Origin of the sequence: Starkeya sp. ORNL1 (assembly GCF_012971745.1) — a bacterium.
In the GTDB taxonomy this organism is placed as follows: Bacteria; Pseudomonadota; Alphaproteobacteria; order Rhizobiales; family Xanthobacteraceae; genus Ancylobacter.
Genome location: NZ_CP048834.1, coordinates 1,328,587 through 1,344,226, shown reverse-complemented (window position 1 = coordinate 1,344,226; position 15,640 = coordinate 1,328,587). Strand labels below are relative to the sequence as shown.

Genomic DNA, 15,640 nt, shown 5'->3' with positions numbered 1-15,640 from the left:
GATGCTGGTCTGGTCGCTCTCGGGTCGCGTCGCGCTGTGGGCCATCGCCGCGCTGATCTTCGGCGTGCTGTTCCTCTGCCCGCTGGCCGTCATCTTTCTCTCCAGCATCGCCCATCAGTGGAACGGCCTGCTGCCGAGCGGTTTCACGCTGGAGCATTATCGCGACGTGCTGTCGGGCGCTTCCTTCGATGCCGTCAAGGCCAGCCTCTTGACCGGTTTCGCCGCGTCGCTATTGGCCCTGGTGAGTGGCACCTGGGCGGCGCTGGGGCTGCGACTCCAGAGCGAGGGCGTGAGCAAGCTGCTCGGCCTGCTGTTCTTCATTCCCAGCGCGGTGCCGTCGGTGTCGGTCGGCCTCGGCCTGCTGGTCGCCTTCAGCCAGCCGCCCTTGCTGCTGAACGGCACGGTGGCGATCGTGATGATCGCGCATTTCACGCTGATCTCGGCCTTCACCTTCGGCAATGTCTCGGCCGGCCTGTCGCGGCTCTCGCCCGAATTCGAGCAGGTCGCCTCCAGCCTCGGCGCGCGTCCGGCCTATCGGCTCTGGCGGGTGACGCTGCCGCTCATCGCGCCCTATCTCGTCGCCGCGTTCGGCCTGTCGTTCGCGCTCTCCATGGGCGAACTCGGCGCGACGGTGATGGTCTATCCACCCGGCTGGGTGACGCTGCCGGTCTCGATCTTCTCGCTGACCGATCGTGGCGACATCTTCTCCGGTGCCGCGCTCACCATGATCCTGGTGGCGGTGACTGTGCTGTTACTGCTGGCTCTGGAGCGACTGGCGGTGCGTATTGCTCAGGCCTAGAGCGCCTTCCAAGATTATCAAGCCCCGTAATGTCAATAATGTTGTCCCATCAAGTTAGCCGTACCGCTATTCGGTCAAAGTATACATAATATTTTTAGATTATCCTCGATGTGATGTGGTAATATGTTACGACTGTCCACTCGTTTGTTACCCAACAACATCAAAACCCGGCGATGATGCTGCGTTGCTTATAGACAGCGCTGGCATAAGGGACGAACCATGTTGGCCGCATGATCGGGAGGTTCTCCATGGAACGACGCTCTTTCCTGCTCGGGCTGTTTGGTTTTGCCGGCTCAGCCGCGCTCGCCAGCACGCTTATTCCGACCGCCGAAGCGACCCCGCTTGACCAGCTCAGAAACCTCGCGCCTCCAGATGACATGCTGGATGCGGAAGAAATCGACGCCTCCGGCGAAACGCCGGACGGCACCCCGGTCGAGGAGGCGCAATATCGCCGCGGCCCGGCGCGCCGCACCGGCCGGCGCACGGGCCGGCGTACCGGCCGACGCTATCGTCGCGCAGGCCTGCCTTATGCGCGCGGATACCGGCGCGGATATCGCCGCGGTTACTGGCGAGGCGGTACTCGTCGCGGCCGCTATTGGCATGGCGGCCGTTGGTGGGGCGGACGTCGCTGGGTCTGCCGTACCCGCTTTGATCGCTGGGGCCGTCCGTTCCGCAGCTGCTTCTGGACCTACTGGTAAGCGGCAAGGCGCCTTGATCGACGCGGGCGCCCCGGGATTCTCCTGGCTGCGCCCGCTGCCTTTCATGGTATCTGCGGCCTTGGCGGCATCCGCCGTCCACCCTATGTTCGCCCTCGCATTGTCAGGCGGGGAGGGTGAGCGCGTGCCACAGCAAGATGCCAAGCACATCCGGGTCGGTGTCGGCGGCTGGACCTTCGAGCCGTGGCGCGGAGCGTTCTATCCGGACGGGCTGGCGCAGAAGCGCGAGCTGGAATATGCCGCCTCCAAGCTCACCTCCATCGAGGTCAACGGTACCTATTACGGCTCGCAGAAGCCCGAGAGCTTCGCCAAATGGCGGGCCGAGACGCCGGACGGTTTCATCTTCGCGCTGAAGGGCCCGCGCTTCGCCACCAATCGCCGGGTGCTGGCGGAAGCCGGCGAGTCGATCGAGCGCTTCTTCAAGAGCGGAGTGACCGAACTCAAGGAGAAGCTCGGCCCCATCAACTGGCAGTTCATGGCGACCAAGAAGTTCGACCCGGACGATTTCGCCGGTTTCCTTAAGCTGCTGCCCAGGAGCGTCGACGGCCACAAGGTGCGCCACGCCGTCGAGGTGCGCCATGACAGCTTCAAGTCGCCGGATTTCATCGCGCTCGCCCGCGAGCACGAGGTTGCCATCGTGCTGGCCGGCGACAGTGAGTTCCCTCAGATTGCCGATATCACCGCGCCCTTCGTCTATGCCCGCATCATGGGCACCAGCGAGGACGAGGCCGCCGGCTATTCGAAGGCCGATCTCGACCGCTGGGTGAAGCGGGCGCAGGCGCTGGCCGGCGGCAAGGTGCCGGACGATCTTTCGAGCGTGGCCAAGCCCGGGAAAGCCGGCCCGCACGAGGTGTTCCTTTATGTGATCAGCGGCTACAAGGTGCGCAATCCGGCCGCCGCCATGGCGCTGATCGAACGCCTCTGACCTGCCTGCTCACGGAAGACAAATGCCCGTCACCATCTATGGCATCAAGAACTGCGACACCATGAAGAAGGCGCGGACCTGGCTCGACGGCCACGGCGTCGCCTATGCCTTCCATGACTATAAGGAAACCGGCATCGACCTCGCCCATCTCAAGGCCTGGGCGAAGAAGGTGGGGTGGGAGACACTGCTGAACCGCAACGGCACCACCTTCCGCGCGCTTCCCGAGGCTGAGAAGCAGGATCTCGACGAGGAGCGCGCCTTCGCGCTCATGATGGCGAACCCGTCCATGATAAAGCGCCCGGTGCTCGATCTCGGCCGCGGACGCATACTGGTCGGCTTCAAGCCCGAGCTGTACGCGGCCAACGTCGCCGGTTGAGGAGCTGACTCAAAATTCACTGGGCCGAGGCGACCCAATTTACGCCCTCATCCCCGGGCTTGACCCGGGGATCCAGCCACGCCGCATGTACCCCGCCGAAGTCTGGGTCCCCGGGTCAAGCCCGGGGATGAGGGCCCTCTGGGCGTTACTCCGCCCGCGTGCCCTCGCGGTAGAACACCATGCCGCCATGATAAAGCACGTCGCCCTCGAACCGCCCGTCGGCGGTGAAGCCGGTGTCGTCCCAATAGTCGATATGGTTGCCCGTCACCTTGTAGCGCCCTTGATAGGCACTCTTGCGCGTGCCACGGGCTTCGTCATAGCGCCCGTTCGGCAGCAGTTGCTGCCGGATGTGGCCGTCGCCGGTGATCCACATGCCGATATAGGGGTGGTCTGCCATGCCGGCCTCCGTGCCGTGGGACGGGGTGCCCGTGAGCAGCGCGGCGGTGGTGAGCGCGGCGGCAAGCGCGGCCCGTGTCGAGACGCCCATGAGAGCCTCCATCCGATTGGTTTCAATGGAGGCAGTCTCCGGCAGCTACGGCCGACAGCGGTAGATCAGGGCTGGGCGATCCTTGCACGATCCTCCAGCCGCCGCGGCACTTTGGGCAACGCAGGCCGGTAGCGCAGCGAGGCGATGGCGAGGCCCCAGACCGCGCCCATCAGCAGGAAATAATGCCGCCAATGGTCGGTATCGATGATGAAGCCCTCCAGCGCCACGCCGAGATAGGTGGCGTAGACCGCGATCAGCGCCGGCTGCCAGGGGGCCCGCACCAATAGTCCCTTGAAGCCCACCACCAGCGTCGTGACCACCAGCACCGAGTAGGCGAAGCCGCCGATCCAGCCATGGGCATAGAGCGTGGCGAGATAGACATTGTGCGGGTCCTGGCCGAACACCACGGCGAAATATTTCGGCCCCACCCCGTTCGGATAATCGAACATATGGAGGAAGCCTTCGAGCTGGCGACCGAAACGCCCGCTCGGCGCGTCGGTGTCATAGTAGTTTATGAGGTTGGCACGCTGCGCGAACATGTCCTTCACCGAACCGAAGGACAGAAGGAGCATCAGCATCGCCGCAATGCCGCCGGCGGCGGCGAGCGTCAGCATGACGAGGCGGCGGCGGAAGCGCGGGCTCGGGCTGGTGAAGAACATCATCACCACCATGAACAGCGCCGAGCCCACCGCATGGCCCCAGGCGCCGCGCGAGAAGCTGAGGAACAGCGCCATCAATATGACGAGGCCGGTCACGATGTGGCGCAGCCGGAGGCCGCGATAGAGGAATTCCTGCACCAGGAACAGCAGCGGCAGGATCAGATAGGGGCCGAAGACGTTCGGGTCCTTGAAGGTCGCCTTGGCGCGGTCATTCTCCACCAGCAGGCCGCGCAGCCCGGGGATGACGTCGAAATAGCCGATGATGCCGAGGATCGCGGCGATCAGCCCGGCGACGATGTAGGAGCGCTGCAGCGTCAGGAGCCGCCGCTCGGTGTGCTCGGCGAACAGGCAGGCGAAGATCAGCGCCGAGATCGCGAGATACACTGAGACCAGGTAATAGGTGAGCGACTGGGTATTTTCGATCACCGGCATCAGTGCAAAGGCGCCGAACACCGCCCAGATCGCGATCAGCAGGATCATCGGCGCCAGCAGCCGGTCAACCCGCGCCCCCGCGAGCACGAGGGCGAGCGCCAGCAGCGCCACCAGGCCCTCATAGGGCGCCGGCTCGATGATGACGAGGAAACTGATGAGGATGGCGCCATAGAGCGCGCCATTGACCAGCGCCTCCGCGGAGACGGTGAGCGAAGATCGGGCGGTGGCGTGGGCGTTGGTGGCCATGGCTCGGTCGCGGTGGGGCAGGGCGCTCGGCTTGGGCATCCTTCGAGGCTCGCTGCGCGAGCACCTCAGGATGAGGTCGCTGTGAGAACCACCTCATCCTGAGGTGGCGCCATAGGCGGCCTCGAAGGATGCTCGAGCAAAGCTACAGCCACGCTACCCCTTCACCGCTTAACGAACGTACCCACCCGCCACCCTTGATCTCGCGCGGCTTCGCTGCGACATACGCGCCATGACCGACACAGCCATCATCGCCCGCTCCAACCAGCCCTCGCCGATTGCGCGCGAAGTGGCGCGCCGGCGCACCTTCGCCATCATCTCGCATCCGGACGCCGGCAAGACCACGCTCACCGAGAAGCTGCTGCTGTTTGGGGGTGCCATCCAGCTGGCCGGCCAGGTGCGGGCGAAGAAGGATCGGCGGTCCACCCGTTCGGACTGGATGGCAATCGAGCGCGAGCGCGGCATCTCGGTGGCCACCTCGGTGATGACGTTCGAGTTCGAGGACCATGTCTTCAACCTGCTCGACACGCCCGGCCACGAGGACTTCTCCGAGGACACCTACCGCACGCTGACCGCGGTCGACGCCGCGGTGATGGTGATCGACGGCGCCAAGGGCATCGAGGCGCGCACCCGCAAGCTGCTCGAAGTGTGCCGGCTGCGCGACATCCCGATCATCACCTTCATCAACAAGATGGACCGCGAGAGCCGCGATCCGTTCGACCTGCTCGACGAGATCGAGAAGACGCTGGCGCTCGACACCACGCCGATGACATGGCCGGTCGGGCGCGGGCGCGATTTCGTCGGCACCATGGACGTGGCCTCCGGCGGCATGCGGCTGCTCGACGGCGACGAGGGCAAGACCGGCCCGCTGCGGCAGATGAGCATGAGCGCGATTGCCGGGCTCAATGCCAGCCTCGACGAGGCGGCCCTCGGTGAGGAACTGACCCTGGTGCGCGAGGGCTGCAACCCTTTCGATCTCGATTCCTTCCTCGAGGGCCATCTGACGCCGGTGTTCTTCGGCTCGGCGCTGCGCAATTTCGGCGTCGGCGACCTGCTCGAAGGGCTCGGCCGCTACGCCCCGCCGCCGCGGGCGCAGGATGCCGATTTGCGCCGGGTCGAAGCCGAGGAGCCGCGCATGTCGGCCTTCGTCTTCAAGATCCAGGCGAACATGGATCCCAACCATCGCGACCGCATCGCCTTCGCGCGGCTCTGCTCCGGCAAGCTGACGCGCGGCATGAAGGCGAAGCTGGTGCGCACCGGCAAGCAGATGAGCCTGACGGCGCCGCAATTCTTCTTCGCCCAGGATCGCGCCATCGCCGACGAGGCCTATGCCGGCGACGTGGTCGGCATCCCCAATCATGGCGCGTTGCGCATCGGCGACACGCTGACCGAGGGCGAGGACCTGAATTTCGTCGGCGTGCCGTCCTTCGCGCCGGAAATCCTGCGCCGGGTGAAGCTCTCCGACGCCATGAAGGCGAAGAAACTGAAGCAGGCGCTGCAGGAAATGGCGGAAGAGGGCGTGGTGCAGGTGTTCCGCCCGACCGACGGCTCGCCCGCCATTGTCGGCGTGGTCGGCTCGCTGCAGCTCGACGTGTTGAAGAACCGCATGGAGGCGGAATACGGCCTCGATATCGGCTTCGACATGTCGGAGTTCCAGCTCGCCCGCTGGGTGTCGAGCGAGGACAAGAAGAAGCTTGAGGATTTCGCCACCGCCAACCGTTCCTCCACTGCGGAGGATCTCGACGGCGACCTGGTCTTCCTGGCCTCGTCGGCCTTCATGGTCGGCTATACCGGCGACCGCTGGCCCGGCATCGTCTTCACCGACATCAAGGACGTGAAGAAGGTCGGCTGAATCGAATTCAAAAGAATAACGTCATCCTGAGGTGCCCGGCAACGCCGGGCCTCGAAGGATGCCCACCCCAGCGGCCGCCCCCTGCTAGAACATCCTTCGAGGCTCGCCTTGCTCGCACCTCGGGATGACGTGGCTATGTTGAGTCACTAGCCTCCGAGCGTCCCAAAACTGCGCGCCACGTCCCGCATTCGCACGCCCGGGCGCCGGGCGACTTGACGGCCCGCCCACCCGATCCATTGACATGATCTTAGCCCGCGCGGCGCGCGTGCGGGCGATCATGTCACGCGGGTACCCATGGCTGCCGAACAGACGCAGAAATTCTCCGTCTTCACTTTGACCGCCATGGTGGTCGGCTCCATGGTCGGGGCCGGCATCTTCTCGCTGCCGCAGACCTTCGGCCGCGCCACCGGCGTCTATGGCGCGCTGATCGCCTGGGCCATTGCCGGCGGCGGCATGCTGATGCTGGCCTTCGTGTTCCAGACCCTGGCGCGCCGCAAGCCGGAGCTCGATGCCGGCGTCTATGCCTATGCCAAGGCCGGCTTCGGCGAATATCCCGGCTTCCTCTCCGCGCTTGGCTACTGGACCGTGTGCTGCCTCGGCAATGTCTCCTATTTCGTACTCATCAAGTCGACGCTCGGTGCGCTGATCCCCGTCTTCGGCGACGGCAACACCGTGCAGGCGGTCGCGGTCTCCTCGGTGATCCTGTGGACCGTGCATTTCCTGATCCTGCGCGGCGTCAAGGAGGCGGCGAGCCTCAACCGCATCGCCACCGTCGCCAAGATCATCCCGATCATCCTGTTCATCGTCATCGTCGCGGCGGCGTTCAAGCCGGACGTGTTCGCCGCCAACCTCTCCGGCGGCGCCGGCGCCGAGACCCCTAACCTGTTCGCCCAGGTGCGCGGCACCATGCTGGTGACGGTGTTCGTGTTCGTCGGCATCGAAGGCGCCAGCGTCTATTCGCGCTATGCCCGCCGGCGCGAGGATGTCGGCCTCGCCACGTTGCTCGGCTTCCTCGGCGTGCTGGCACTGATGGTCATGATCACCGTGCTGTCCTATGGCGTGCTGCCGCGCGAGGAACTGGGCGCCCTGCGCAACCCCTCCATGGCCGGGGTGCTGCAGGCGGTGGTCGGGCCTTGGGGCGCGGTGTTCGTCAGCGCCGGCCTCATCATCTCGGTGATGGGCGCCTATCTGTCCTGGTCGCTGCTCGCCGCCGAGGTGCTGTTTTCCGCCGCGAAGATGGAGAGCATGCCGGCCTTCCTGGCGCGGGAGAATGCCCGCGCCGTGCCGGCCGCCGCGCTCTGGCTCACCAATGCGCTGGTGCAGAGCTTCCTCATCATCACGCTGTTCGCCGAGCAGGCCTTCCTGCTGGCGCTGAAGCTCACCAGCTCGATGATCCTGATCCCCTATCTGCTGGTCGCCGCCTATGCGCTGAAGCTGGCTATAACGGGCGAGAGCTATCGTCCGGTTGCGCCGGAGCGGCGCGGCGATCTGGTCCGCGCCGGCCTCGCCACGCTCTACGCGCTTGGCCTGATCTATGCGGGCGGGTTGAAATTCCTGCTGCTGTCGGCGGTGATCTATGCGCCTGGCACGCTGCTTTATGTCATCACCCGGCGCGAGCAGGGGCGACCGGTGTTCACCGTCATCGAGGTGGTGATGTTCGCCGTCGCCGTGGCCGGCGCGCTCGCCGCCGCGTACGGGCTGGCGACGGGGCAGATCAGCGTCTGAAGCGCGGGCTCGGTTCGACGAGGCGCAGGCCGGCGGAGGCGATGCGGTCGCGCCCGGTGCGCTTGGCCTGGTAGAGCGCCTGGTCGGCGGCGTTCAGCACCGCCTCGAAGCTGCTGCCATGGGCCTCGCCGAAGGCGATGCCGGCGCTGGCGGTGCAGGCGAGACCGCCCTGGTGCAGCGCCAGCGCGGCGAAATCGGACCGAACCCGCTCGGCATGGCGCAGCGCGGCCTCGGCACTCGATTTCGGCAGCACCAGTGCGAACTCCTCGCCGCCGAGCCGCGCCGCGGATTCGCCGCCACCGAGGCTCTCGCGCAGCGCTTGCGCGAACAGCGAGATGACGAGGTCGCCGGTGGCGTGGCCGTGCTCGTCATTGATGCGCTTGAAGCGGTCGATGTCGAACAGGATCACCGCCATCTGGCCGCGCAGCGGTCCGCTATCATGGGCATCGAACAGCGCGCGGCGGTTCAGCAGCCCGGTCAGCGGATCGGTCATCGCCTCGCGCTTGTGGGTGCGGGCAAGGCGCGTCTGGTTGAGTGCCAGCGACATCGCGCCGATGCCCGGCACACCGGCGATGACGATGATGAGATTGAGGTCTTCCGCCCAGTTGCTCGGTGGCCCGTCAAGCACCAGCTTGCCGTCGAGGCTCAGCACCAGTCCGCACAGCGCGAAGGAGATGCCGACCAGCAGATAGAGCGCGGCGATGCCGGTGATGGCGCTCGGCGCCTCATGGCGTCCGATCCAATATTCATGAGCGGTGATGGCGAGCAGCAGCGCCGCCGCGATGTTCACCAGAGCGAAGCCGACGCCGTCATAGCCGATCCCGATCGGCGGCAGCGCGATGCCGAGCGAGAGTACGCCCGCTATCAATGTGCGACGCCACGGCAGGCGACCGAGGCGGAACTGCCGCGCCGCGCCATAGAGCACGCTGAGCCCCCCGAGCAGGAAGGCGAAGGCGATCACGCCGAGCGTCGGGCTCGGGGCATCGACATAGACGCTGTAGGTGAAGACATTGCCGACCACGCAGGCGGTGCCGGCTGCCCAGGTCAGCAGGAAGCCCTCGGTGCGCGCGGTGAGCCATGCGGCGAACAATATGGCCGACAGGCAGACAGCCGAGAAGCCGATGGACAGCAGGAGCGACGTGTAGTCGAGCAGCATGGGCCCTTCCGCGGCCGCATGCGCGACCTTGTCCGCCCGCGAAGGCGGACCGGGAGCACGATAGCATCATCGACCGGAGCACAAGTTCACATGTGGTGGGGCGTGTGAGCTAGCGTGCGATGACGATCCGCGTGTTGCCTTTACCGTATGATTGCACCAGCGAATAGAGCGTTGCCGCATTGCCGGGCGCCAGCCGGATGCAGCCATGCGAGGCCGGTCGGCCGAGCTGCCCCATATAGTTGGTGCCGTGGATCGCGTAGCCGCCGCGGAAGAAGATCGAATGCGGCATCGGCGAGTTGTAGTACTTCTTCGAGAAGTAGCTGCGGTACAGGCGCTGCGGCCGGTAGCTGCCGGTCGGCGTATTGAAGCCGCGCCGTGCGGTCGACACGGCCCAGCTATAGCGCGGCCAGCCGTCGACCGAGACGTTCATGCGCTGGCTGGAAATATCGACCCTCGCCACGACATTGGCACTGGCCACCGTCGATGACAAAACGCATGCAAGTCCTGCAAAGGCCATGCTTGCGAAGGCGGTGATGATCCGCTTCATCGCACTCCCCTCACTTCTACCCTGCCGCGATATTGCCACGATTGATCCTCCTGCGGGAAGCACGGAGCGTTCACATGGTTGAGGGCAGGTGACGACGAGCCGGAGAAATCGAGGAGGCGGTTTAAGAATTGGGAAGCGCGACAAAGAGACATGTCGATAGGTCAGCTCTGTCGGTGACTCGGTTGCACGCCTGAAATATGCTCGCCGCTCTTCAATTGGGGGTTGGCATGAACTGGTTTTTAGCGCTTTGCGCGATGATCGCGCTCGGCGCGTGTGCGAAGTCGGCTGACAAGGTCGCGGCGGCCTATGTGTCGCCACTGAGTTACCAGCAATATGACTGCGCACAGATCAGCCAGGAGGCGGAGCGCATTTCCGCACGGGTGCAGCAATTGACCGGCGTCCAGAACAAGAAGGCCACCAGCGACGCAGTGGCGACCACGGTGAGCATCGTGGTGTTCTGGCCCGCGCTGTTCTTCATCGGCGGCGATGATGCGACGACGGCCGAACTCGCCCGGCTGAAGGGCGAGATGGAGGCCATCGAGCGCGTATCCATCGAGAAGAAATGCGGCATCGTCTTCGAGCGCCCGCCGGAGCCGCCGCCGATCCAGCGCGAGGCGAAGGCAGACCGCTGAGATCGCTCACCAGAAACGCTTTGATCAAGCGGCGACGTACCATATTTTGGTACGTACCAGATCTTGGTACGCATGCTCTGATCGTCAGCTTTCGTGGGAACGAGGCGCAAGCTCTTTTGAGGGACGCTTTGTACGCGGCGTGCCGCCGGATGTTTGCAAAAGGACCGTGAAGAAGCTGTTCCTGCTGGATACGGCCGTCTGGCTGGAGGATTTGCGTGTGCCGCCTGGCAATCGACTGGAAAAGTTGGGCGGCAACCGAGCCGGGCAGCATTCGATCCGTGTAAACGACCAATGGCGCATCTGCTTCATCTGGTATGACGGCGATGCCCATGACGTCGAGTTTGTCGATTACCACGATTGATGGAGGCGACATTGGCAAGAGAAATTCCCCTTCCGCATCCCGGCGTTATCCTGAAGGAAGAGTTCCTCGATCCGATGGGCATCTCGGTCTACGCGCTTGCCAACGCCATCGGTGTATCCCGCGGCCAGCTGAACGATTTGTGCCATGGCCGCCACCGCATCACGGCGCCGCTCGCCCTCAAGCTCGGTCGCTATCTCGGCGTCGATGCGAGTTGGTTCATGAACATGCAGAGCAAATATGATCTTGAGGTTTCTCGGGAGGAGATGTCCGACGTTCTTGCCGCCATCGAGCCGCGGAATGCCGCGTGATGTGAGATCGTTTTGCTTCGGCATCCTTCGATGCCCACGCAAAGCGCGCGCCCTCATCCCCCGAGACCCTGTACCGCGGGCCGGGCGCGTGGCGCGTGGATTGGAATCCATCTAGCTTGCCGGCGACCTCAATCCTCCCGGAGCCGTCGCCATGATCCTGATGCTCGTCGGCCTTGCGCTGTTTCTCGGTGCGCACATCTTCACCACCCGCCGCGAGGCGCGCGCCGCGCTCATCGGCCGGATCGGGGAGGGGCCGTACAAGGGGCTCTATTCCGCGGTCTCCGCCGCCGGCCTGGTGCTCGCTGCCTATGGCTACGCGGCATGGCGGGCGCAGGGCCCGGCGCAGCTCTGGGATCCGCCGGTGGCGATGCGGCACATCACGCTGCTCCTGATGCTGTTCGCCTCCATCTTCGCCGCCGCCGCCTTTGTGCCGAGCCATATTCGGGCGACGCTGAAGCACCCGCTGCTGGTCGCGGTGAAGACCTGGGCGCTCGCGCATCTGCTGGCCAATGGTGATGCTGCCACCATCACCTTGTGCGTCCTGATACTGGCCTGGGCGGTCTATGACCGCATCGCGTTGAAGCGCCGCGGCGATCCGCTGCCGGTCGCGCCCTCCGGGTGGGGCGGCGATGTCGTTGCGGTCATTGCCGGTCTCGTGCTTTATGCCGCGCTCGCCTTCCTGTTCCACCCTTATGTGGTGGGCGTGCCCGTAATGCCGAGCTGAACATCATGTCCCTACAGTCCGCTGCCCGCAGGCTCACCGCGCCCGATATCCGGGCCCGCAAGGGCGGCGAGCCGATCGTCTCGCTCACCTCCTACCATGCCCATACCGCCCGGCTGATCGACCCGCATGTCGACTTCATCCTGGTTGGCGATTCGCTGGGCATGGTGATGCACGGCATGGAGACCACCGTGCCGGTCACGGTGGAGATGATGATCCTGCAGGGCCAAGCGGTTATGCGGGGTTCTTCACGTGCCTTGGTGGTTGTCGACCTGCCGTTCGGCTCCTATGAGGGCTCGCCGCAGCACGCCTTCGCCACCGCCTCGCGGGTGCTGAAGGAGACCGGCGCCGGCGCCATCAAGCTCGAGGGCGGGCGGCGCATGGCGGAGACGGTGCGCTTCCTCGCCGACCGTGGTGTACCGGTGATGGGCCATGTCGGCCTCACCCCGCAATCCATCAACACGCTCGGCTCGTTCAAGGCGCTGGGTCGCGACGAGGCCAGCGCCGACATCATCCGCGACGATGCCCGCGCCATTGCCGAGGCCGGCGCCTTCGCCATCGTCGTCGAGGCCGTGGCGGAGCCGGTGGCGCGCGCCATCACCCGGGAGGTCGCGCCGCCGACCATCGGCATTGGCGGCTCGGCTGCCTGCGACGGGCAGATCCTCGTGCTGGAGGACATGCTCGGCCTGTCCGACCGGGTGCCGCGCTTCGTCAAGAAGTTCGCCGATATCGGCCCCTCGATCGGCGCCGCCGTGGCGGATTACGCCGCCGAGGTGCGGGCCCGCAGCTTCCCCGGTCCGGAGCATGTTTACGCTGCGAAAAAGGGCTGATCCCGATACCTCGCGGCGGTTTGCCTTGATGAGGCCGCATCGCTAACTTACGCGGCCCTCAAGGCTGGCGCTCACCTGCGCTTCGCCTGCCGCCCAACGGATAAGAAATGGCTGATATTTTCAACGAGATCGACGAGGATCTCCGTCGCGAGCGGTTGGGCAAGATCTGGTCCCGCTTCGGCTCCTACATCATCGGGCTGGCCGTGCTCATCGTCATCGGCGTCGGCGCCTGGCGCGGCTATGAATGGTGGCAGACCCGCGAGGCCGCGGCCTCCGGGGCGCGCTTTGCCGCCGCGCTCAAGCTCTCCGACGAGGGCAAGCACGCCGAGGCGCAGGCCGCCTTCGCCCAGATCGCCAAGGACGGCACCAGCGGCTATCGCATCCTCGCCCGCTTCCGCGCCGCCACCGAGCTTGCCTATACCGACAAGGCCGCTGCGGTCGCCGCCTATGATGCGCTGGCGAACGAGAATGGCGTCGATCCGCTGGCTCGCGACGTCGCCCGCATCCGCGCCGGCCTGCTGCTGGTCGACACCGCGCCGCTTGCCGACATCGAGGCGCGGATGAAGCCGCTCGACACCCCGACCGGCGCGTTCCGCAACTCGGCGCGCGAGATCCTCGGCCTCGCCCAGTATCGCGCCGGCGACTATGACGCCGCGACCAAGACCTTCGAGGCCCTGCTCGCCGATGGCGAGTTGCCGCCTGGCATGCGCCAGCGCGCCGAACTGATGCGCACGCTCGCCACTGCCGGCGCCCCGCCGGCTACGAGCACCGCGCCTGCGCTGCCGGTGCCGAACGCGCCGATACTGCCGGTGCCGACCGCGCCCGTGCTACCGCCGGCCTCCGAGATGCCGACCTTGCCCGGTGCTTCGCCGATTCCCGAGGGATCGCTGACGCCGCCGGCCCCGGCCGCGCCCGCGGTGCCCGCCGTGCCGGAGGTTGCCGTGCCGGCGCCGGAACCTGTGGTGCCCGCGCCGGAAGCCGTTGTGCCGGCCGCGCCCGAGGTGACCGCTCCGGGGGCGACTGCGCCGGAAGCCGCCACGCCCGCGCCGGCCGAATCCGCGCCTGCGCCCGCCGAGCCTACGCCGCCTGCATCCGCCGCCCCGGCCCCTGCGCCGGACGCCGCTCCGCCCGCGGAGCCGGCTCCCGCGCCGGCAGCGCCGCAATAGGAGAACGCCCATGACCCTCCGGCAGCGCCCGCTCTATCGATTGGCTCTCGTCACCGCCGCACTCGGCCTTGCCTTGGCCGCGGCGGGCTGCGAGACGCTGGACGCGCTCAATCCGTTCGACAAGGAAAAGAAGTTGAGCGGCACGCGCGTGCAGGTATTCCCCGAGGGCGTGCCGGGCGTGGACTACAATGCGGCGCCGCCGCAGCCGGCGACGGCCGGCAGCTACGGCGCCGCTCCGACGCCGGAATCCCCGGCAGCCGTTGCCGCCAAGCCCGCGAAACCGGCGCAATAATCAGCCATGTCCCTCACCGTCGCCATTGTCGGCCGGCCGAATGTCGGCAAGTCGACGCTCTTCAATCGCCTCGTCGGCAAGCGCCTGGCGCTGGTCGACGACCGCCCCGGGGTCACCCGCGACCGCCGCGAGGGCGATGGCCGGCTCGGCCATCTCGAATTCCGCGTCATCGATACCGCCGGCCTTGAAGAGGCCAAGGCGGAGAGCCTGGAAGCCCGCATGCGGGCCCAGACCGAGGCCGCCATCGCCGAAGCCGACGTCCTGCTGTTCATGATCGACGCCCGTGCCGGGCTGACGCCGTCGGACCGTGCCTTCGCCGAACTGGCACGCCGCTCCGGACGTCACACCATCGTCGTCGCCAACAAGAGCGAGAGCCGCGACAGTGAGTCCGGGATGCTGGAGGCGTTCTCGCTCGGGCTCGGTGAGCCGGTCGCGATCTCCGCCGAGCATGGCGAGGGTATGGGCGACCTGTTCCGTGCGCTGAAAGAGTGTTTCCCCGACGATGGTGGCGAGGAGCCGGAAGAAGACGTGGCGGAGGAGGGGGCCGCCCGTCCGATTCGTGTCGCCGTGCTCGGCCGGCCCAACGCCGGCAAGTCGACCCTCATCAATGCGCTGCTCGGCGAGGACCGCTTGCTGGTCGGTCCCGAGGCCGGCATCACCCGCGATTCCATCGCCGTCGATGTCGAGCGCCATGGCGTGAAGCTGAAGGTGTTCGACACCGCGGGCATGAGGAAGCGCGCCCGCGTCGAGGATAAGCTGGAGAAGCTCTCGGTCGCGGACGGCCTGCGCGCCGCCAAGTTCGCCGAGGTGGTGGTGGTGCTGATGGATGCCACCCACGCCTTCGAGGAGCAGGACCTGCGCATCGCCGACCTGGTGGTGCGCGAGGGCCGGGCGCTGGTGGTGGCGCTCAGCAAGTCCGACCTCGTCAAGGATAGCGGCTTCGCCTCCCGCCTGCGCGAGGAGGCCGACCATTGGCTGCCGCAGGCGAAGGGCATGCCGGTGGTACTGGTCTCCGGCCTGACCGGCGCCGGCCTCGACCGGCTGGTGCAGGCGATCCAGTCCGCGCACGAGGTGTGGAACCGCCGCGTGGCGACCAATCCGCTGAACCGCTGGCTGAGCGAGACGGTGGACACCCATCCGCCGCCGGCGGTGTCCGGCCGGCGCATCAAGCTGCGCTACATCACCCAGCCCAAGAGCCGCCCGCCGAGCTTCGTGCTGTTCTGCTCGCGCGCCGATGCGCTGCCGGAGAGCTATATCCGCTATCTCACCAACGGCCTGCGCATCGCCTTCGACCTGCCCGGCGTGCCGATAAGGCTGACGCTGCGCGAGAAGGACAATCCGTACGCGGAGAAGGATTGAGGGCGCGCTGCTTCAGCATCCTTCGAGGCCCGGCTTTGCCGGGCACCTCAGGAT

18 protein-coding genes are annotated in these 15,640 nt (G+C 66.4%); 14 read left to right on the top strand and 4 right to left on the bottom strand.

Annotation, left to right across the window (positions count from 1 at the left end):
• Window position 1 precedes the first annotated feature (1 nt).
• The 4 genes from G3545_RS06565 (at window position 2) to G3545_RS06550 (ending at window position 2,816) form a co-directional block, all read left to right on the top strand.
• Window positions 2-799, top strand: coding sequence for an ABC transporter permease subunit (locus G3545_RS06565; protein ID WP_170010963.1), 798 nt, complete (start codon window positions 2-4; stop codon window positions 797-799).
• Between the two features lie 248 nt (window positions 800-1,047).
• Window positions 1,048-1,497 carry a hypothetical protein gene (locus G3545_RS06560; RefSeq protein ID WP_170010961.1) on the top strand — a complete coding sequence of 150 codons (450 nt, stop codon included), beginning with the start codon at window positions 1,048-1,050 and terminating at the stop codon, window positions 1,495-1,497.
• Between the two features lie 142 nt (window positions 1,498-1,639).
• Complete coding sequence (locus G3545_RS06555) at window positions 1,640-2,440, top strand: DUF72 domain-containing protein (protein WP_246702717.1); 801 nt, start codon at window positions 1,640-1,642, stop codon at window positions 2,438-2,440.
• A gap of 22 nt (window positions 2,441-2,462) precedes the next feature.
• Window positions 2,463-2,816: an ArsC family reductase gene (locus G3545_RS06550; RefSeq protein ID WP_170010957.1), complete on the top strand. Its 354-nt coding sequence runs from the start codon at window positions 2,463-2,465 to the stop codon at window positions 2,814-2,816.
• Window positions 2,817-2,961: 145 nt separating this feature from the next.
• On the opposite strand, the gene G3545_RS06545 is transcribed toward G3545_RS06550, so the two are convergent.
• Both G3545_RS06545 and G3545_RS06540 read right to left on the bottom strand, forming a co-directional pair.
• On the bottom strand, window positions 2,962-3,303 hold the full coding sequence (locus tag G3545_RS06545) for an Atu4866 domain-containing protein (RefSeq protein WP_206151390.1): 342 nt from the start codon (window positions 3,301-3,303) through the stop codon (window positions 2,962-2,964).
• A gap of 65 nt (window positions 3,304-3,368) precedes the next feature.
• Complete coding sequence (locus tag G3545_RS06540; protein WP_170010953.1) at window positions 3,369-4,640, bottom strand: O-antigen ligase domain-containing protein; 1,272 nt, start codon at window positions 4,638-4,640, stop codon at window positions 3,369-3,371.
• Window positions 4,641-4,869: 229 nt separating this feature from the next.
• Here G3545_RS06540 and G3545_RS06535 point away from each other — a divergent pair, with 229 nt between their 5' ends.
• Both G3545_RS06535 and G3545_RS06530 read left to right on the top strand, forming a co-directional pair.
• Window positions 4,870-6,489, top strand: coding sequence for a peptide chain release factor 3 (locus G3545_RS06535; protein ID WP_170010951.1), 1,620 nt, complete (start codon window positions 4,870-4,872; stop codon window positions 6,487-6,489).
• A gap of 294 nt (window positions 6,490-6,783) precedes the next feature.
• A complete protein-coding gene (locus tag G3545_RS06530; protein ID WP_170010949.1) occupies window positions 6,784-8,214 on the top strand; it encodes a basic amino acid/polyamine antiporter in 1,431 nt (476 codons plus the stop codon).
• Here the strand turns inward: G3545_RS06530 and G3545_RS06525 are convergent.
• Both G3545_RS06525 and G3545_RS06520 read right to left on the bottom strand, forming a co-directional pair.
• Window positions 8,204-9,370 (bottom strand): GGDEF domain-containing protein, encoded by a 1,167-nt coding sequence (locus G3545_RS06525; RefSeq protein ID WP_170010947.1) that lies wholly within the window; start codon window positions 9,368-9,370, stop codon window positions 8,204-8,206. The genes G3545_RS06530 and G3545_RS06525 overlap by 11 nt on opposite strands.
• A gap of 109 nt (window positions 9,371-9,479) precedes the next feature.
• Entirely contained in the window at window positions 9,480-9,917 is a 438-nt protein-coding gene (locus G3545_RS06520; protein WP_170010945.1) for a L,D-transpeptidase, read from the bottom strand.
• Window positions 9,918-10,144: 227 nt separating this feature from the next.
• On the opposite strand from G3545_RS06520, the gene G3545_RS06515 reads away from it, so the two are divergent.
• The 8 genes from G3545_RS06515 (at window position 10,145) to der (ending at window position 15,586) form a co-directional block, all read left to right on the top strand.
• On the top strand, window positions 10,145-10,549 hold the full coding sequence (locus G3545_RS06515; protein WP_170010943.1) for a hypothetical protein: 405 nt from the start codon (window positions 10,145-10,147) through the stop codon (window positions 10,547-10,549).
• Between the two features lie 166 nt (window positions 10,550-10,715).
• A complete protein-coding gene (locus tag G3545_RS29980) occupies window positions 10,716-10,910 on the top strand; it encodes a type II toxin-antitoxin system RelE/ParE family toxin (RefSeq protein WP_348644639.1) in 195 nt (64 codons plus the stop codon).
• Complete coding sequence (locus tag G3545_RS06505; RefSeq protein WP_206151386.1) at window positions 10,910-11,218, top strand: HigA family addiction module antitoxin; 309 nt, start codon at window positions 10,910-10,912, stop codon at window positions 11,216-11,218. Before G3545_RS29980 ends, G3545_RS06505 begins: the two co-directional genes overlap by 1 nt.
• Before the next feature lie 151 nt (window positions 11,219-11,369).
• Window positions 11,370-11,942 carry an NnrU family protein gene (locus G3545_RS06500; RefSeq protein WP_170010939.1) on the top strand — a complete coding sequence of 191 codons (573 nt, stop codon included), beginning with the start codon at window positions 11,370-11,372 and terminating at the stop codon, window positions 11,940-11,942.
• A 5-nt stretch (window positions 11,943-11,947) separates the two neighbouring features.
• Window positions 11,948-12,769 (top strand): 3-methyl-2-oxobutanoate hydroxymethyltransferase, encoded by an 822-nt coding sequence (gene panB, locus G3545_RS06495; RefSeq protein ID WP_170010937.1) that lies wholly within the window; start codon window positions 11,948-11,950, stop codon window positions 12,767-12,769.
• A gap of 107 nt (window positions 12,770-12,876) precedes the next feature.
• Entirely contained in the window at window positions 12,877-13,935 is a 1,059-nt protein-coding gene (locus G3545_RS29475) for a tetratricopeptide repeat protein (RefSeq protein ID WP_206151385.1), read from the top strand.
• A 10-nt stretch (window positions 13,936-13,945) separates the two neighbouring features.
• Window positions 13,946-14,227 (top strand): hypothetical protein, encoded by a 282-nt coding sequence (locus tag G3545_RS06485; protein WP_170010935.1) that lies wholly within the window; start codon window positions 13,946-13,948, stop codon window positions 14,225-14,227.
• Between the two features lie 6 nt (window positions 14,228-14,233).
• On the top strand, window positions 14,234-15,586 hold the full coding sequence (gene der / locus G3545_RS06480; RefSeq protein ID WP_170010933.1) for a ribosome biogenesis GTPase Der: 1,353 nt from the start codon (window positions 14,234-14,236) through the stop codon (window positions 15,584-15,586).
• Window positions 15,587-15,640: the final 54 nt, after the last annotated feature.